Consider the following 18709-nt stretch of genomic DNA (forward strand, 5'->3'; position numbering starts at 1 on the left):
CTTAGTTAGCGGTACTCAGTTCTTAGCTAATGACTAATGACTAACAACTAATGACTGATGACTGATGACTGATAACTCTTAATTACATCGGAACAACTTGAATATCAACTTCGGCGGTAACTTCTGCGTGTAGTTTGATTTCAGCTTTGTATGTACCAGTTTGGCGAATTTCGGGCAGAGTGATGCCGCGCCGATCGACTTCTTGACTGGTAGAGTTGAAAATCAGTTCTGCTACTTCTTGGTTGGTGACAGTACCAAAAATCGCGTCTCCTTCGCCGACTTGCTTGGAGATAATGAAAGGCCCGGCCGATTCGAGGGCGGTTTTGCGGACTTCAGCTTGCTGCTTGAGCTCTAGCTGGCGCAGTCTTTCTTCTTCACGGCGGCGCTCTGCTTGCTTGAGAATGCCCGGAGTGGCTCTAAATCCCATTCCTTGGGGTACTAGGTAGTTGCGGGCGTAGCCTGGGGCTACTTCTACTACGTCGCCAGCTTTGCCGAGTTTGCTGACATCTTTATTTAAAACTAATTGGACGCGCTTGGCCATGATCGTTGATTGTGGGGTTTTAACTGCAACTTTTTATAATAGCGAAGTTTGAGGGGCGATCGCAAGGGAGAAGGAAGAAGGGAGAGGGAAGAAGGAAGAAGGAAGAAGGAAGAAGGAAGAAGGAAGACAGGCATAATATCTTTATAACTGGCAAATTCTGTTGGAAATTCGCCAAACGGGGAGGTGCTGCTGTTTAAGCTTACCTAGCAAAGCGTCGCGCTCGCTCGTTGAGAGCGATCGATCGCATTACAGTAGCAACTAACTCAGTCGGATCGATCGGCTTGGCTAAGTGTTTGTCAAATCCGGCTTGCAAAACTTGGCGCTCGTTCGCTTCTCCAGCATAGGCCGTTAAGGCGATCGCCAACAACTGGCGATACTCAGGCGCAAGCTGAGTGCGGATGCGCTCGATCAACATATATCCGTCCATCTGGGGCATTCCGATGTCGCTGACGAGCAAATCCGGTGCAGTTTGTGCGATCGACTGTAGCGCCTCAGCACCAGATGACAGGGAAATCACCTCTGCACCCGCTTCCTCAAGCACGAAAGCGACAAAATCTCGCGAGTCAGGCTCATCATCTACCACCAAAATCCTCAATCCAGCTAGCGGCAAGGATGAGATATCGGGACTAGCAGCCCCATTGACGGCTTCCTCCTCCTGCCTTCTAGAATCATCATTTAATAGCGGTAATCTCACCGTAAACGTCGCTCCTTGGCCTTCTCCGCTGCTTTCTGCAAACACCGTTCCGCCGTGAAGTTCGACGAGTTGGCGGACGATCGCCAATCCCAATCCCAAGCCGCCAAATTTGCGAGTTGTAGCGCTGTCTTCTTGTCGGAAATGGTCGAAAACATAAGGCAAGAAATCGGCAAGAATACCTTTACCCGTGTCCGTGACTTGAATTTGAGCTTTGCCTTCGATTTGCGCTAATCGAACTTCAACTTGACCGCCTTCGGGCGTGAATTTCACCGCGTTTGATAACAAATTCCACACAATTTGCTGCAAGCGACTTGTATCGCCGAGAACTTGCCCGATATCGCGATTTAAGATTGTTTGGATTTGAATTTTTTTGGCTTCGGCTGCTAATTGCACAGTTTCCACCGCAGACGGAATAATCGTTGCCAGATTCACCGGAGCAACATTTAATGTGAGTTTCCCTTGCAGAATCCGAGACACGTCAAGCAAGTCTTCGATTAATTGAGATTGCAGTCTGGCGTTGCGCTCGATCGTCTCAAAGGCTTTGGCAGTTTTAGTGGCGTTCAGCTTGCCGCCGAGGAGCAGTTGCGACCAGCCTAAAATCGGATTCAGGGGCGATCGCAACTCGTGAGAAAGCACTGCCAAAAACTCGTCTTTAATGCGGTTAGCTCGCTCCGCTTCCGCGCGGGCAGTTTGTTCTAATTGGAGAACCATATCGCGCTCGGTTTCCACTTGTTTTCGCTCTGTAATGTCGATTACAGAGCCGATATAACCCTCAAATTGTCCGCTTTCGGAAAATCTGGGAGCAGCCGCATCGATCGCCCAAGAAAATCCGCCATCCTTGCGCCTGATGCGATATTCCACGCGGAAAGGTTCTTGGCGTTCGTTGGCGGTCAAAAATGCTTTCTTGGCCTGTTCTCTGTCTTCTGGATGCAGCGCGTTTACCCAACCCAATCCCAAACCTATTTCCTCAGTTTGACCTGTGAAGTCATACCAGCTTTTGCTCAAGAAAGTGCAATAGCCTGTGGAGTCTGTTACCCATACCATAAAAGGAGTATTGTTAGCCATATTGCGGAATCGTTCTTCGCTTTCTTGCATCGCTGCTTCTGCTTGTTTGCGTTCTGTGATATCCCGACAAACAATCACTCCGCCTTTGATTTCACTGCTAGCATCAACTACTGGATAACCGCTGATACTGATCCAGCGATCTTCGGAATCTTCGCGGCGGACAAATACCTCTACATCATTGACATATTCACCTTTGATTGCTCTGGCTAGAGGTAGTTCAGCGTCGGGGAAGAAAGTGTTTTTGTCTGTCGTAAAAAGTCCGTAGGTACTCGACCATTCCTCACAAGATTTTTCATTCGATAGCTGACCGAATATCCGCACGGCGGCTCGGTTAAACAGCACAAACTCCCCTTGTTGGTTGGCCAAAATCAAACCGTCACCAATGCTGTCAATAATTACTTGCAGTAACTTAGTTTGTTCTTGCATGGCGACTTCTGCTCGTTTGCGATTTGTGATGTCGCTGGAGATGCCAATCAGGCCGATGACTTCTCCCGCCTGATTGCGGTAGGGAGCTTTCATTGCCACAAATGTCCGAATGCCATCGGGAGATTCTTCGACGACTTCTGTTTGTCCGGATTCCATAATGCGGCGATCGTTTTCCGTGACTGTGGCTCCAAGTTCTGCTATTGGGTATAAATCGCGATCGCGCCGGCCAATTACTTCAGCAGCAGGTTTACCCAGCACCTTCAAGGTGGCTGGATTTGCATAAATAATCCGTCCTTCTCGATCTTTAACAAAAATTGGCGTGGGCGCTGACTCATTAATTAGATTCAAAATCGCATTCTTTTGCCGCAGTTCTTCTTCAGTGCGTTTGCGATCGCTAATATCGCTCCAATAAGCCGTAAGTCCTTCGGCTGCAGGATAGGCGCTCACTTCTATATATCTCTGAAGCGGCGGGGAAAACTCTTCAAATTTGACAGAAACTTGCTCGTTAACGACTCGATGAAATTCTTGATATACCATCGAATTCGATTCTCCCTGGGCGGGGAATACCTCCCAGATCGATCGACCTAACAAGTCGTTTCTCGATCGAGAAAGCAGTTTTTCAGCAGTGGCATTAACGTAGGTATAGCGCCATTGTGAATCGATCGCCATAAAGGCATCGGTAATACTTTCTAGAATATTGCTGACTTGCTGGGAGGCCGCTTGCAGCGCGAGTTCAGCGTTTTTGCGCTCGGTGATGATTTCGCAAAAAATCATGATGCCGCCAATCTCATTGGTGTTGGTTCGCCAAGGGTGAATTTCCCACCGCACCCAGTCGATTAAGCCATCAGGGCGGGGAAACTGCTCTTCTTGGCAGGTTTCGACTGCTCCCGCCAGACAGCGCTGGTGGATTTGTTTGAAAAGATCGGGCAAATTGGGAAAGATGTCGTAGTGCGATCGGCCCACAATGTTTTGAGTGCCGAGCCCGTAACTTACCAGCCAGCGGTCGCTCACCAGCATATACCGCATCTGCCGGTCAAACATCGCCACCCCCGCAGGCGAATGTTTGACGAACAGCCGCAGTTGCTCGGACTGTTGCCGCAGCAGATTTTCCGATTGTTTGCGATCGCTGATTTCTTTGAAAAGTAAGGCGACTTTTCGGCTCTGCGGCTCAGGAGTGCGGAACGCCGAAACCTCAAACCAGCGGTTCATGACTTCCGAGCCGTGCTCAAAGCGCAAGGACTCCCCCGTCAGCGCGACTTTGCCGTACATCTCAAACCAATAATCTTCGAGTTCAGGAAGCATCTGTCGCGCCGTTTTGCCCACAGCTTGTTCGAGTCCGGTTTGTTTCAAAAAGGCAGGATTGACTTCCAAAAAGCGGTAATCGATCGGCTTGTCGTTTTCGTCAAACAGCATTTCTATGACGCAAAAGCCTTCGTCTAGGGAGTCAAACAAAGTGCGATAGCGTTCCTCGGAACGGCGCAAAGCAGCAAGAGCTCGTTTGCGCTCGCTAAGATCCACAAACGCCCCCACACAGCCGCGAACTGCACCTTGTTCGTCAAATAACGGCACCGCATTCACCAACCAATCAAAGGCCGCGCCGTCCTCGCGCACCATTTGAATTTCCACATCTCGCACTGCGACGCCGGAAGCCGCGGCTAGTTGCATGGGGAGTTGTTCTCCCGGAATTTCCTGTCCGTTGCGGAGTTGTCTAAACGGAAGGACTGCGGCTTGCTCTCCGGTTCCAGAAACATTGGTATCGGGGGGCACTTTCAACATCGACTCGGCAAACCGGTTAGCGCGAATTACTTTACACTGTGGGTCGTCGGCGATCGTAATACCGACGGGTACAGCATCAAGTATCGATTGCAGTTCATTAACTCGCCGCTCTAGTTCTTGGTTGAGCCGTTGAATTTCTTTTTTGGTAGCTTTGCGTTCGGTAATTTCATGCACCGTCACATTCACGCCCAGCACGCGATCGTCCTCGGCCCTCAGCGGATAGAGACTCAATAGCCAATCGCGATCGACTCCCGGCTGTGCTGAGTTCGTCCCGCGAACTTCGAGCTGTTTGAGGGGAACTTTAGTTTCAATAACTTGTTGGTAAAGAGGCTCTAAATTATCTGCTTGTTCTGGTAAGATTTCGCGCAATGTTTTGCCGATGTGAGCGGCGGCTGGAACTCCGTTAATTTCTGCTAGCCGATCGTTGATGCGGACAAACTGCAAGTCGGTATCGATAAAGCAAAGTCCGATCGGCGCACTAGCATAAATCGCCTCGATTTCTGCTAGTTGTTGCTGCACAGTTTGCGCTTGTTGAATAAAAATAGCCCGAGCCGCTTTCTCCTCGGTCACATCTTGAAAATAAACGGCAAGTCCCGATGCGATCGGATAGGCTCGTACCGCATACCAAGCATTGAGCGGCGGATAAAAAGATTCAAAACTAACCGTAACTTGGAATGTCGCGGCGTGGCGATATTTCTTTTCAAACAAACTGCCCACAGATTCGGGAAACTCTTCCCAAATGCTGTTGCCAATCAACTCTTCCGAGAGTCGATTCAGCCACCGTGCCGCTTGCAAATTGAGGTAGGTAAATCGCCAGTCTCGATCCAAAGCAAAGAACCCATCCGAAATACTTTCGAGGGTGTCTGACAGTTGTTGGGCGGGCGCGTGACAGACTGCTTGTGTCTGAGGTTGAGCGATCTCGGTGAAGGTTGTTACTACCGCATAGGGAGTCGATCGATCTCCCTGAAATAAAGGTTGAGAATTGAGCGTCAACCAAATCAATTCTCCCTGTGACCGATAAAAGCCCATGATGATATTTGAGCACGATCGCCCGGTTTGCAGCGCCACCATCGCCGGATGCTTCTCGCCGGGAAAATCCGAGCCATCTTCACGCACTGTCTGCCACAGACTATTGATTGAAGTGCTGCCCTGCATCTGTTCGGCTGTCATCCCCAACAGATCCTGGGCGTGAGAATTGCACCCCTGAATGCTACCATCTGCCAATTGCAGAACCATCCCTACATCTGTGGGAAAAGGCGCGGCTGGGTAGAATGCTTTGTGAGAATCCGTTGAAACAGAGGGGTCGATTTTCGGTTGGGGTTCAGTGTTGCCTGGATTTTGCATCGGTTTCTAACAAAGCTCATTTTACTTTTGGCCAAGCCAATCGCGCTCATCAATGAATAGGGAAAGAATTCAGAGGAACTTTTGATTGAATCGGGGTGACAATTCAAACCTCAGAGGGATGTCAATCGTCCTGCGGGAAGATCGAGATCTCGACAATTTATTTTATCGTAGAGTCCCACGTCTTAACCAGTTGCGAGATTCAGCACAGGCGACGGGCAAATTTCTGGCTGTTTCAAAGGCCAGGTCAGTAAGTCTCATCAGTTTTCGGCGTTGCTGCATATTACCGACGGCTGTTGCTCGTTTTGGGGCGCGAACAGATGAAACTTGCGCACAGGTAAATAAGTGGATCGAGCTTGAAAATAAATAAGGTCTCTCTCGGAGCGAGTGAAACGAAGCGATCGCTCTTGTTACGCCCTTCTTACATTCTGTTATATTGTAAACTTTATTTCCGCCTACCTACTTAGAAACCCCGTTTTTTTGTGTAAACCCGCTCGTAAGTTGAGGCAAGATTATGTTGGTCTCAACGGTAAACGGGCGATCGCATTTACCCCAATACAGGGCCGCCTGCTTCCTCCAGTCCCAGCGTTTGTATCGCGTTTGACCGTGCGCCTTTTACTGCCATTCATTTCACAAACTTAATCCTATGCACATATTCACAGCCGCCGATCGCACCTATATTCTGGGGTTAGCAGCACTTCTCAAGTCTGTAGATCTCAATGTTAGCGAATCTGGGAAGCAGCCTGTAAAAATTAGCATTGTATCTACCAGGATAGACCCACAGCAAAAGAAACAGTTACAGAATTGCTGCAAATACCAGATTGAATGGCAAGAATTGCAATCTAATTACGACCAACTTCTTTCGGTGTCAGGTTCTAAACTTCCTTACGTTAAATTGGAGCCGCGAAAATATACGAAAGAAACAGAAAGGCTGATTTGGCTCGACAGCGACACGATCGTTGTGGGGAGTTTAGAGCCGCTGTGGAACCTAAATTTTCAAACTATGCCGGTAGCAGCCGCAGCTAACGTCTGGGGAAATTGCAACAATTATCAAGATCGAAACCCTTATTTCAATAGTGGCGTTTTAGTTTACAACATGAAGCTTTGGGAGGAAGACAAACTGTCCGAAAAGTTGCTCCAAAACGCTAGGGTTCACGTTTGGGGCGATCGCGATCAAGGTGCATTAAATTCTGTTTTAGTGGGAAGGTGGAAGCAATTAGGGCAAATATGGAACAACCACGATACTGATGATAAGTCAAGTAAAGTGATGCACTTTATGTCAAGACCGAAACCGTGGGAAAGCTCCGCCCCCAATCAATTATGGCTGGATATGTTGTCTAAGACACCGTTTAAGGACGAACTGGAAAAAATTCCAAATAAGTTTAAGGGGCTGTCGAGCTTTCAGGTAAAATACAGAAGATTAGATCGGTGGTTGAGCGAACCGATACTCAAGTTTAAGAGTTACCTGAAAAAACAAAAACGTTAAGGTCAATCGATTTTAGATTTTAGATTTTAGATTTTAGATTGAAGCATTGACCCCACGGATGAATCCGGGGGCTTGTATCCTGGATGCTTTCGGTCAAAATCGGTCTTTCATGCCGCGCAATCGAGCGAAGGTTTGCACTGGATCGCGGCTGTTTGTGGCTGATTGGAGGTTGGGACAATCCCAGCGCAAAAATGGGTTTGTGCTTTTTTCGATGCCGATCGATGATGGTATTGTAGGTTGCGATCGACTGCGCGCTTCTTTGACTTCGCCCAAGCGGTGCTGTAAATCTAGATTGTCGCCATCCACGCTCAAGGCAAATTGCAGGTTGTTCAGCGTGTATTCGTGGGCACACCAAACTCTTGTATTGTCGGGCAAGTTTCGCAGTTGCCCGAGGGAGGCTAACATTTGAGTTGGAGTGCCTTCAAATAGTCTGCCGCAGCCTCCAGCAAATAAAGTGTCGCCGCAGAACAATTCGCCGGTTTCCCCTGGGTTGCTGGGGGGGAAATAGTAGGCGATGTGAGCTTTTGTGTGACCGGGTACGAAGAAGATTTCGGCGCTTCTGCCAGCAAATTCAACTCGATCGCCCGCTTGTAAAAACACTTGCTGTCCGGGAATTCTGCCTCGGTCTTCTGCGCCGCCGTAAACTTTAACTTGGGGAAAGCGATCGATCAGTTGCTGGTTGCCGCCTACGTGGTCGCTGTGGTGGTGCGTGTTGAAAATTGCGGTTAATTCGGCTCCGAGCGATCGCAGTTGCTGCAAGACCGGCTCTGCTTGGGCTGGATCGACGACGGCTGCTGTGCGGCGATCGGGGTCGTGCAGCAAGAAAATGTAATTGTCGGACAGTACCGGAAGCCTATAAACCTGCATAGAAAACTGCCTCTCTAGGAAAAATATTATATAATTAAATTAGTCTGAACGGTATCCGAAGGCTGAATGCAGACTTATCAAGTCCGCACATCTATCTTTGGAACTAAAACTCTGATAGCTTATTTCTGCTGTTGAGCAAATTGAGTTACAGTCTGGTACGCACGATTTTTGGTTTTGGGTCAAAAACTGCAATCCCGTTTAACTATTGTGACATAGAAGCGATCGAATAAATGCGAACATCTCACAACAAATCGAACTTAACAATTTCTCAAATGGTCGATCGGATTGTAGCGTCTGGCAAGATTACTCGCCGGGAACATTTAGTTTTGACTTCTGCTATCCTGTCAGATGATAAAATTACAGAAGAGGATCGACACCAAATTAATCGGATATTTGATTATCTCCAAATTGGTCGCCTCAAGTTTATCGATTGAACAGAAGAGTTGCGCATTCAGCATCCCTCTGGAGTGTAAAAAGCGTTTTTTCGGAGTGCGATCGTGCCGCACAGGAAAGTCTATATATCTCGCTTGATTTCTCCGGCTCGCGTGGAGTGTGAAAGCGTCAGTTGTAGAAGTCTCAAATTAACAAGGCTCTTGGCAATCCCAGCTACAAAAACAGGCAGAATAAAATGAGTGCAGAAAAACAAACTATTTTGGTGACGGGTGGAGCTGGATATATTGGCTCTCACGCGGTATTAGCACTGAAAAACGCCGGTTACGGTGTGGTGATTTTGGATAATTTAGTTTACGGTCACCGAGATATAGTAGATCGGGCTTTGCAGGTGGAGTTGGTAGTTGGCGATACGAGCGATCGGACTCTTCTGGACAACCTGTTCGCAACGCACAATATTGCTGCGGTAATGCACTTTTCTGCATACGCTTACGTGGGCGAATCTGTTACCGACCCAGCTAAATATTACCGCAATAATGTCATCGGTACTATTACTCTTTTGGAAGCAATGCTCGCTGCTAACGTGAAGAAATTTGTGTTTTCTTCTACTTGCGCGACTTACGGCGTACCGCAGAAAATTCCGCTCACAGAAGACCACCCACAAAACCCGATCAATCCCTACGGCGCTACTAAGTTAATGGTAGAACGGATTTTGTCGGATTTTGACGCTGCGTACGATTTTAGGTCTGTGTGTTTCCGCTATTTTAACGCGGCTGGTGCCGATCCGAACGGGTTGTTAGGAGAGGATCACAATCCAGAAACTCACCTAATCCCGCTGGTGTTGTTTGCTGCTTTGGGTAAACGAGATTCGATCGCGATTTTTGGCACGGATTACGATACTCCTGACGGTACTTGCATTCGCGATTACATTCACGTTAACGATTTGGCATCTGCTCACATTTTAGGATTAGAATATTTGCTAAATGGTGGCAAATCTGATTTCTTTAATTTGGGCAACGGCGGCGGGTTTTCGGTGAAAGAGGTGATAGAAACGGCTCGCCAAGTGACGGGAAAAGAGATTAAGGCTGTTGAATGCGATCGGCGTCCGGGAGACCCGCCTGCTTTGGTTGGCAGCAGCGAGAAAGCCATCAAAACCTTGGGTTGGTCTCCAGAATATCCCGACATTAAGAACATTATCTCTCATGCTTGGCAGTGGCACCAAAAACGCCACAATTCTTAGTCGGTAGGCTGCTTAGGGCGCACCTTACCATTGTGTAGCGTGCGCCCTAAGCACCTGATATTAATAAAAAACAGTGAGTATGCTAATAATATCTGCTAAATCGGGACAACTCGGCAACCGACTGCTGCTTTTTGCTAATTTCATTGCTTGGGCGATCGAGCATAATTTGACTGTTCTCAATCCTGCTTTTGACGAATATGCAGAATTCTTTGTGGGAACCGCTAGAGATTTTTTGTGTTGTTATCCTCCTCCATTTTTTACCGCAGCAGGTAACAAGTTTGTCAGAAGTAAATATTATAATTTTATTAAGTATTTAAGCAATAAAAAAATTTTAAAAACGCAAGAGATAACCAGAAAAAAACCTTTTAGTTGGCTAAAATATCAGGAAATAGAACAAATCAAGCACCGTTCAATTGTTGCTTTTCAAGGCTGGCTATTTCGAGATGGCTGGTTTGTAGAAGATGTCCCCACGTTACACAAGTACGCCGACCAGATTAGAGCATATTTTGCACCATTAGAGCGATATAGAATTAATGTAGATCGTTTGATATTGAATGTCAAAAATAACTCTGATATTATCGTCGGAATTCACATTCGTCAAGGAGATTATGCTCAGCATCAAAAGGGGAGATACTTTTACACAACTGAGCAATATTTAGAAGTCATGAATTCTGTGGTAAGGCTATTTGAAGGAAAAAAAATCAAGTTTTTGATTTGTTCTAATTACTCGCAAAACCAGAGTTTATTTGATAAGTTTAAATGTGAATTTGGCAGCGCTCATTTAATTGAAGATATGTATGCTCTGGCTGAGTGCCACTATATTGTCGGACCGCCTAGCAGTTATACTATGTGGGCTTCTTTTTATGGAGATAAACCTCTTTATATGATCCGCAAGGTCAATAAAACAATTAACCTAAAAGATTTTGTACATTTTTATGAATGGCAAGGAGTTTTTCACGCTCGAGATAAATGGAGTGAGAGCTTTTGGGAGTGGACACACTGAGGGAAATAAGTAAATCAATAAGTAAATTAATGAATTCACATAATAAATTAGCAGTTAAGGGATTTATCACTATTTTAACCGGTCTTTACTCTTTCCAGGATTGCGTTCATTTTCTGGCTTCAGTCAGGAAGTTTCACTGCGAACCCATTATTGTTTTAATAGATAGAGTTCCTCAAATTTTATACCCTTTACTTCAGGTGTTCGGAAATGTCATATTGAAACCTGCACCCTCTCATGAAAATCCTGTTTTAGCGTCGCGGCTAGCTAAGCTGGCTTTGTACGGGGAATCTCTGTTTGAGAAAACTATTTATATGGATTGTGATATTTGTTTGCTGTCGCCAATAGATGAGGTTTTTGATTTTCTTGACGGGGTGGATTTGTTGGTGACGAAAGATGTGCAGCCTGCGATTGCTAAAGCTGCAAATTTATTAAGAGTCAAGCAGGATATTATGTCAACTTTGCAGTCTGTCGGGTTGCCGCTAAATGAAAATAGCATTCAATACAATGGCGGATTTATCGCTTTTACGAAAAGCAGTAAAACTCAGGAATTGTTCACCAACTTTAAGAAATATTTCGAGATGGTAGTTGCGCATCAAAATGTGCTACTCTTAAAAGACCAGGGTGCTTTTGCGGCGGCTGTTGAATCTGTGAAACCGAAAATGACAACTTTGTCCCCTGTTTACAACTACTTGGATAAGTGGAAGGAAATTTATGCGATCGACAAACCGATTAAAGTAATGCACTGCACTTATCCTTACCGCCCTCAGTACGCAAAGAACGTGACCCGATCGCTCTTTACTAGAATAGTCGATCGCATGGCTAAAATATTTTTACCAAATCAACTTAACAATCCCTGGCGTTTAAAATAATTAAAGTTTGTTGGCAAACTGCATCAAAAGCAACAAAATTCAGCCAACAATTCAAAAAAATTAGCCTCAACATATCCGAATATTTACCTAGAATAAGTATTGCTGGCTTGAATAAAAGTCCTAGATGCGTCACTGGGTTTTTTTTACCAAAATATTTCGTTGCTGCCCTTTTCCCTGGTGAAAAACCAGGTTTTTTTGGTCTGGGGCGCGCAAGTCCCGATTGCCTTGACAAAAGTTCGGTTAAGCAGGAAAATCAAACAAATGTTTTAAACAAAATACTCAGTGAAAGTTTCATTAGTAGTAAGCGATTTGTCAGGAGGAGGTGCAATTCGTGCTTTTCTTTTAGCTCAAGTCCTTAGCGAGCTTAAATGTGATGTAGAAGTTGTTGGATTTCAGTTTGGCAACGAATTGTATGCTATTCCTCCCAGAGACATCCCGGTATGTGCGATACCGGGTAAAAAATATCCGGGGTTTTTGATGGATGCTCAAAAACTTTTGAAAAAAATAGATGGGGATATTATTTATGCAGTCAAACCTAAACCTACAAGCTTTGGTTTATCGCTGCTAAAAAAACTGGCAACTCGCCACTCTATAATTTTAGATATAGACGACTGGGAACTGAGCTGGTACAGTGGAGATGAATGGCAATACCGTCCCTCTTTCAAACAACTTTATCGAGATATTTTCAAACACAACGGTCAATTGAGAGAACCAGATCATCCCCTCTATCTCAAGTGGATGGAAAGTCTCATCCACCGTGCTGATGCAGTCACTGTTGATACTGAGTTTTTAAAACAGCGTTTCGGGGGTGTATATTTGCCTAATGGCAAGGATACTGTAATGTTCGACCCTGCTAAATACAATCCTGAATTGAGCAGACAGCGTTACGGCTTGTCCGGCTATAGAATTCTGATGTTTCCCGGAGCACCACGACCTCATAAAGGTGTTGAGGATGTTTTGATGGCTCTCGAACAGTTAAATGAGCCCGATTTAAAATTAGTTATCGTCGGCGGAAGTCCTTATGATGATTATGATGATAAACTTGTGAAACAATGGGGGCGTTGGATTGTTAAACTGCCACGGTTTCCAGTCGAGACGATGCCGTCCATTGTAGCGGGGGCTCATGTTGTCGTTGTTCCTCAGCGAGACACTCTCACAGCCGTGGCTCAGTTTCCGCTCAAGCTGACAGACGGCATGGCAATGGCTAAGCCTGTTTTGTCTACGCGAGTGGGGGATATTCCAGCAATTTTAGGGGGAACGGGTTATTTAGTCGATCCGAGTTCTCCCGCTCAAATTTCACAAAAAATTAAATGGATATTTCAAAATTTTACAGCGGCTAATTTACAAGGAATGAAAGCTCGGGAAAGATGTGTGAAAGAATATAGTATTCAAGCAATGAAACCGATACTTTCAGATATAATTGCAGGTATGTAAAGGTTATTTTAAAACTACTCAATGGAGGAAGAAAAACTGGCTGTTATTAAAGAATATTTTGAGATGCCGTACTGTTTAGCTGGGAATGCTTCATGTCTGCCAATAAGCTACTCCTAAAATTTGCCAGACGATATCCCGGCAGGATTCTCTTAACCGTGATTCTGGGCTTTTCTGGCGCTTTATTCAACGGTATCAGCACTACTCTGATTGTACCAGTGCTTTTAAGTTTTTTAGAGGAAGCTATCGAGCTGCGCGGCGCTCCACCTATAATTAAAACTTTGATGTATCCCTTTGAGGGAATGCCAGGAAATCAGCGTTTAATGGTGATGACCGGCGCGATTGTTCTGGCAATTTTTTTGAAAAATATTGCGAGTTATATCAATACTTTAGTAGCTACTTCTCTGACGCGCTCTCTGACTTTTGATTTGCGAGAAGCAGGTTTGCGGTTGTTGTTAGAAGTAGATTTAGATTTTTACTCTAAAACTAAAGTCGGGGATTTAATTAATAGATTGGGCGGAGAGATTGGTCGGACTGCTAGTGCAGTTGGCACGGCGATAGGAATGTTTACTACCTCAATCACGGTTTTGGTGTTTGTGGGTCTGCTGCTTTCTCTCTCGTGGAAACTGACGGTGACAGCTACAGTTTTGCTGTCGTTTGTTGCTTGGACAAATCAATATATTATTAACCGTTCCAAGCATTTTGGCTACCTGCTTTCTGAAATGTCGAAAGATTATTCGATTAGGGTGCTGGAAACCATTACTGGGATTCGGCTGGTCAAGTCAACAGGGAACGAGGAAAGGGAGTATCAGCGGATCAAGCATTTAATTCAAAGGCGAGAACAAGCGGATTTTCAGGCTCAGGTAAATTATGCGGCGATCGCCCCAATTAACGAAGTTGTTAATTTAATAGTTATAATTTTGATTGTATTTATAGGTCGCACAATATTTGCGAATGAGATAGAGTCTATTTCTACAATTTTATTGACCTATTTATTGGTAATGTTTAGGTTAATTCCTTTAATTTCTCAATTGAATAGCGGGCGCAGTCAATTTGCTAATACATCGGCTAGTGTAGAGGTGGTTAATGAATTTTTGAGGTGCGACGACAAGCCATTTATGCTGAACGGTTCTGTGCCGTACACTCATTTGCGATCGGGAATTCATTTTAGTAAAATATCTTTTAGTTATCCTAACCACAAAAATTTAGTTCTTCAAGGAGTTGATTTATTTCTACCTCACGGCACTACGTTGGCTTTGGTAGGAACTTCGGGTTCTGGCAAGTCAACTTTGGCAGATTTACTGCCGAGATTTTACGATCCTACTGAAGGTCATATCTCGATCGATGGCAGGGATTTGCGCGAATTTGAGCTAAAAAGTCTCAGACAAGCGATGGGTATTGTTAGCCAAGATACGTTTTTGTTTAATGCTTCAGTGCGCGAAAATATTGCTTACGCTAGGCCTCAAGCGACTGAGGAAGAAATTGTGGAAGCGGCGAAGGGAGCGAATGCTTACGAGTTTATCCAACTGTTGCCGGAGGGGTTGGATACTCAAATTGGCGATCGGGGCGTGATCTTATCCGGAGGGCAGCGTCAGAGAATTTCAATTGCTAGAGCTTTGCTGCAAAACCCGGAAATCTTAATTTTAGATGAGGCAACGAGTTCGCTGGATACGGTTTCGGAAAGGTACGTGCAAGCGGCGATCGAGAAATTGAGCTGCGATCGCACAACCTTAGTCATCGCCCACCGCCTCTCCACAGTCCAAAAAGCCAACAAAATCGCCGTGATCGATCGCGGACAAGTCGTAGAAATGGGTTCCCACGAAGAATTGCTAGCAAAAGGAGGTTACTACACTCGCTTGTATTCAGTGCAATTTGCCGAAGAAACCGCTCGTGACGAAGCTCTAATTAGAGGTTCTTACGAAATTCGCACTCGTCTGACTCCCATGATAGCTTACCTCAAATTGCTAGTAGATGAAATGGTAGACTCTCCCGAAGAAAGAGACGAGTTAATCAGAGAATCCTTTCACTCCGCTGCTAATATTTTCACTACTTTAGAATTTATAGAAAATACTATTAAGCGTCAGGCTGTTAAAAAGTAGTCAGTTGGCAGTTGGCAGCAGTCAGTAGTCATTAGTCAACAGTCTGCACAGTCAACAATTACCAATTACCAATTACCATGTCCAAATATTATGTATTTTTTACCAGAAATATCTTGCCGCAACCCAATGTAGCGAGCTTAGTTCAAGTTGCGCACTCTGCCAATGCCGCAGCAAACCTCGGTTATCCAGCAGTTTTGGTATACCTCCGCAAAGGATGGAATGCTTGGAATCCCGTTGATTTACTTCGTCCTTTTCAACCGAGGAAACCGGATGACCAACTTGCCAAAATTTACAATCTTCAGGAACAATTAAAAGTAGCAGATTTGCCCGTCCCGTGGCCGATCGACCTTTGGGACAGCAAGTGGACGAGTGCGAGTACGATCGTCTCAAAATACTATTTACCGATTCACCTGGTTAAATCCACTAAAATTGTCCACACTCGCGACTGGAACTTTGTCAAAGCTGCCATTAAAAACCGAATTCCCGCTATCTACGAACAGCACCACCACGAAAACAAAAATTTTCAACCAGAAATCGTTCGCAATCCTCTATTTCAAATTGCTGTAACTGTTGCAGATACTGTCCGAGACAGCATGATTAAGAATGGAATGCCACCGGAAAAAGTAATTAAGCTGCACAACGGTTTTAACCATTTGTTTCTCGCCAGACAAACAGAAGCTGCCCAGAATTGGCGGCACCAATTATTAGGAGATGGAAGACAGCATTTAGCAGTTTATGCGGGAGGACTTTACCCGTTTAAAGGTGTTGATATGTTGGTGGATGTGGCTAAGGAATTGCCGCGGGTTCAATTTGCGATCGCTGGCGGTGATTCATCCCAAGTAACAGCCTACCAGCAATTAGCAAAAGACAAGCAAGTTAAAAATATTAAATTTCTCGGCTACCTGCCTCAAAATCAACTGGCTAGCTTGCTGCAAGCAGCCGATGTTTTGACTCACCCGCACTGTTTGACAGAGGCCGCGACGTTCACATCTCCTTTAAAATTCTTTGATTACATGGCATCGGGAACTCCGATTGTGGCGACGGAAATTGCATCTTTAATGGAATTTAAATCGGGAAATATAGCAGCAACTTGGTGCGAACCGGATAACCCGCACCACTTTGCGCAAAGCATTCGAGATTGTTTAACCGAATATCCGAGGAAAAGCGAAGGTTATGCAGAAACATTGAATTTTGTTAAGCAATTTTCGTGGGAAAATAGGATAGAGAGAATTTTAAGTTATGTGGATGACCAAGTGCGATCGCAAATTATTCATTAATCCGCATCCCATAATTTAAAAATCCGTATGGGCGGGTTTTACCAACAATCATCGCCTAAAATTAATAATCTCATAAACCCGCCCCGCCCACACGCAAAAACCAGATTTATTATTAGAAATGAACAAAAAAATTATCGGCACAATCACCACCTATCCAGGCATGAACCAAAGCGACTGGCTGTGGCAACAAACCCCCCACAACTTCGGCAAATGGGGCAACATTCAAATGCTAGCAAATCACCCAGAACCCGAGTTTTTACTCATGTATCAATTCGACTTTCCCCGATCGCTAAAACAGCAGTCCTGGTTCGACAAAATTCGCCGTCCAAGCCCTCAAAATCCAGAAAATGACATTCGAGAAAAATTGCGCGGTGTCCCCAAGGAACGCATAATTTACCTGATCCGCGAGCCACCATTACCAGAAGTTATTGAAATTACCAAAGCCAACTACGAACAAACCAAACTTTATTGCGGTTACGTTTCCGGGCCCGACGATTTCGCACCAAAACCAGATTATATGCCCGCGATTTGGTATCACTCTAACTCGTTTCGAGAACTCGATGAAATGCCTGCGCCCCCGAAAACTAAATCCTGTTCTTGGATTACTTCAGGTGTTAGCCGCACCGCCAATCACCGCCACAGATTAGACTTTATCAAATTGCTGCGATCGCAAGAATTGGATTTTGACCTTTACGGGCGAAACTTGCCAACTTGGGCGCGCGGTAACGGGACTGTGAACAATAAATGGCACGCTGTCGCACCATACTATTACAACTTAGCTATTGAAAATTATGCCGAAAACGATTGGTATGTCAGCGAGAAGCTTTGGGATGCTTTGTTAGCTTGGTGTTTGCCAATTTATTACGGCGGTTCGGCGGCAGATAAGTTGTTGCCTGCAGGGAGTTTCCTACGGCTGCCCAGTCTGGATGAGAAAGGAGTAGAATTTATTAAAGAGGTTGTGGCGACTGCGGATTATTGGCATGAAGCCAGGGAAAAAATTGCTGAAGCCAGACAAATCATTCTCCACGAATTGAACTTGCTTAATTGGCTGTCTAATTTTGTAGATCAGGAAATAGCACAATGACAGAAAATCAAAATCAACCCAGAGAATACGATGCCGTACTCGGCGGTCAAAATCCACCCCCCATAGGTGCTGCTGTTTTAGGCGGGATTTCCGGCATTAAGAGCAGTTTGGCTTCACCGATTGTCGAGGTGAAAATTGCTGCACTGTCTGAAGCGCTCAAATATGGAGATGCAGGTTTAGATTTAATAATTGGGGTACTGAAAGATGAATCGATGTCGGTGAAAATTGCAGCCTATTCGCTGCTGCAAAATAGAGAATATTTAAATAAAAAATTGCATATGCCCAACTATTTGCCTACTTTTGAGTTTGATGCGATAACAGTAAATTTTCTACCACTAAAAAACAGTTGCAACCGTCACTCTGCTCACTTCTTCCCCGAGGACTTAGGGAACGGAATTGTACTGGAAATGGTTCGCATTCGCGGTGGCACATTTATGATGGGTTCCCCCAGCAACGAAACAGGACGATATGATTGCGAAAGTCCACAGCATCCAGTCACGGTACCGGCTTTTTTTGCAGGCAAATATCCCATCACCCAAGCACAGTGGCAAGCCGTGATGGGAAACAACCCCTCGAAGTTCAAAGGTGAAAAACGTCCTGTAGAAAATGTATCGTGGGATGATGCCGTGGAATTCTGTTCCCAACTCTGGCAAAAGACCGGGAAAAAATATCGCCTTCTGAGTGAAGCAGAATGGGAATACGCCTGTCGTGCCGATACAACAACCGCATTTCATTTTGGGGAATACATTACCACGGAAATAGTCAACTATGACGCAAGTGACCCCTGTGGATACACCGCCGGAGGACTTTATCGCGAAGAAACAACCGATCTAGGGATTTTTCCCCCCAACGCTTTTGGACTGTGCGATATGCACGGCAATGTTTCAGAGTGGTGCAGCGATAGGTGGAACCAAAACTATAACGGCGCACCAACTGACGGAAGTTCCTGGGAAACTGGCAAAGAGGATTACCGCGTGCTCCGTGGCGGTTGCTGGGCCAGTGAGTGTATCGGTTGCCGTTGTGCCACTCGTGGCGCTTCCCCCGCGAGCAACAGGTCGAGCGGCAATAGTTTTCGTGTAGCGGTTGCGTCGCTTTCTTCCTCGTCTTAGTCTTCCCCTAT

The 18709-nt window shown here is 45.5% G+C and carries 13 protein-coding genes; 10 read left to right on the forward strand and 3 right to left on the reverse strand.

Going from position 1 to position 18709, the window contains the following annotated elements:
• Positions 1–82: 82 nt before the first annotated feature.
• Both rplI and QUA20_RS16635 read right to left on the reverse strand, forming a co-directional pair.
• Positions 83–541, reverse strand: a complete 459-nt coding sequence (rplI, locus tag QUA20_RS16630; protein ID WP_015177225.1) for a 50S ribosomal protein L9 — start codon at positions 539–541, stop codon at positions 83–85.
• A 199-nt stretch (positions 542–740) separates the two neighbouring features.
• Positions 741–5846 carry a PAS domain-containing protein gene (locus QUA20_RS16635; protein WP_333190003.1) on the reverse strand — a complete coding sequence of 1702 codons (5106 nt, stop codon included), beginning with the start codon at positions 5844–5846 and terminating at the stop codon, positions 741–743.
• Positions 5847–6489: 643 nt separating this feature from the next.
• On the opposite strand from QUA20_RS16635, the gene QUA20_RS16640 reads away from it, so the two are divergent.
• A complete protein-coding gene (locus tag QUA20_RS16640; RefSeq protein ID WP_333190004.1) occupies positions 6490–7329 on the forward strand; it encodes a glycosyltransferase in 840 nt (279 codons plus the stop codon).
• Between the two features lie 93 nt (positions 7330–7422).
• Here QUA20_RS16640 and gloB read toward each other — a convergent pair whose 3' ends face one another.
• Positions 7423–8196 (reverse strand): hydroxyacylglutathione hydrolase, encoded by a 774-nt coding sequence (gene gloB / locus QUA20_RS16645; RefSeq protein ID WP_333190005.1) that lies wholly within the window; start codon positions 8194–8196, stop codon positions 7423–7425.
• Positions 8197–8426: 230 nt separating this feature from the next.
• On the opposite strand from gloB, the gene QUA20_RS16650 reads away from it, so the two are divergent.
• The 9 genes from QUA20_RS16650 to QUA20_RS16690 all read left to right on the forward strand — a co-directional run bounded on the left by QUA20_RS16650 (position 8427) and on the right by QUA20_RS16690 (position 18698).
• On the forward strand, positions 8427–8630 hold the full coding sequence (locus QUA20_RS16650) for a hypothetical protein (RefSeq protein WP_333190007.1): 204 nt from the start codon (positions 8427–8429) through the stop codon (positions 8628–8630).
• 194 nt (positions 8631–8824) lie between these two features.
• Complete coding sequence (gene galE, locus QUA20_RS16655; protein ID WP_333190009.1) at positions 8825–9826, forward strand: UDP-glucose 4-epimerase GalE; 1002 nt, start codon at positions 8825–8827, stop codon at positions 9824–9826.
• Positions 9827–9905: 79 nt separating this feature from the next.
• The gene (locus QUA20_RS16660; protein WP_333190054.1) at positions 9906–10829 is read left to right on the forward strand and encodes an alpha-1,2-fucosyltransferase; all 924 of its coding nucleotides are present in this window, start codon (positions 9906–9908) and stop codon (positions 10827–10829) included.
• A gap of 29 nt (positions 10830–10858) precedes the next feature.
• Entirely contained in the window at positions 10859–11698 is an 840-nt protein-coding gene (locus QUA20_RS16665) for a hypothetical protein (protein ID WP_333190010.1), read from the forward strand.
• A 282-nt stretch (positions 11699–11980) separates the two neighbouring features.
• Complete coding sequence (locus tag QUA20_RS16670) at positions 11981–13132, forward strand: glycosyltransferase family 4 protein (RefSeq protein WP_333190012.1); 1152 nt, start codon at positions 11981–11983, stop codon at positions 13130–13132.
• A gap of 92 nt (positions 13133–13224) precedes the next feature.
• Positions 13225–15228, forward strand: a complete 2004-nt coding sequence (locus tag QUA20_RS16675) for an ABC transporter ATP-binding protein (RefSeq protein WP_333190014.1) — start codon at positions 13225–13227, stop codon at positions 15226–15228.
• Positions 15229–15305: 77 nt separating this feature from the next.
• Positions 15306–16505, forward strand: coding sequence for a glycosyltransferase family 4 protein (locus QUA20_RS16680; protein WP_333190016.1), 1200 nt, complete (start codon positions 15306–15308; stop codon positions 16503–16505).
• A gap of 118 nt (positions 16506–16623) precedes the next feature.
• A complete protein-coding gene (locus QUA20_RS16685) occupies positions 16624–17589 on the forward strand; it encodes a glycosyltransferase family 10 domain-containing protein (RefSeq protein WP_333190019.1) in 966 nt (321 codons plus the stop codon).
• On the forward strand, positions 17586–18698 hold the full coding sequence (locus QUA20_RS16690; RefSeq protein ID WP_333190022.1) for a formylglycine-generating enzyme family protein: 1113 nt from the start codon (positions 17586–17588) through the stop codon (positions 18696–18698). Before QUA20_RS16685 ends, QUA20_RS16690 begins: the two co-directional genes overlap by 4 nt.
• Positions 18699–18709 lie beyond the last annotated feature (11 nt).

Origin of the sequence: Microcoleus sp. Pol7_A1 (assembly GCF_036701085.1) — a bacterium.
Lineage (GTDB): Bacteria > Cyanobacteriota > Cyanobacteriia > Cyanobacteriales > Microcoleaceae > Microcoleus > Microcoleus asticus.

Coding starts and splice junctions, on each gene's coding strand:
- rplI (WP_015177225.1), bottom strand. CDS start 541: ATGGCCAAGCGCGTCCAATTAGTTTTAAATAAAGATGTCAGCAAACTC.
- QUA20_RS16635 (WP_333190003.1), bottom strand. CDS start 5,846: ATGCAAAATCCAGGCAACACTGAACCCCAACCGAAAATCGACCCCTCT.
- QUA20_RS16640 (WP_333190004.1), top strand. CDS start 6,490: ATGCACATATTCACAGCCGCCGATCGCACCTATATTCTGGGGTTAGCA.
- gloB (WP_333190005.1), bottom strand. CDS start 8,196: ATGCAGGTTTATAGGCTTCCGGTACTGTCCGACAATTACATTTTCTTG.
- QUA20_RS16650 (WP_333190007.1), top strand. CDS start 8,427: ATGCGAACATCTCACAACAAATCGAACTTAACAATTTCTCAAATGGTC.
- galE (WP_333190009.1), top strand. CDS start 8,825: ATGAGTGCAGAAAAACAAACTATTTTGGTGACGGGTGGAGCTGGATAT.
- QUA20_RS16660 (WP_333190054.1), top strand. CDS start 9,906: ATGCTAATAATATCTGCTAAATCGGGACAACTCGGCAACCGACTGCTG.
- QUA20_RS16665 (WP_333190010.1), top strand. CDS start 10,859: ATGAATTCACATAATAAATTAGCAGTTAAGGGATTTATCACTATTTTA.
- QUA20_RS16675 (WP_333190014.1), top strand. CDS start 13,225: ATGTCTGCCAATAAGCTACTCCTAAAATTTGCCAGACGATATCCCGGC.
- QUA20_RS16680 (WP_333190016.1), top strand. CDS start 15,306: ATGTCCAAATATTATGTATTTTTTACCAGAAATATCTTGCCGCAACCC.
- QUA20_RS16685 (WP_333190019.1), top strand. CDS start 16,624: ATGAACAAAAAAATTATCGGCACAATCACCACCTATCCAGGCATGAAC.
- QUA20_RS16690 (WP_333190022.1), top strand. CDS start 17,586: ATGACAGAAAATCAAAATCAACCCAGAGAATACGATGCCGTACTCGGC.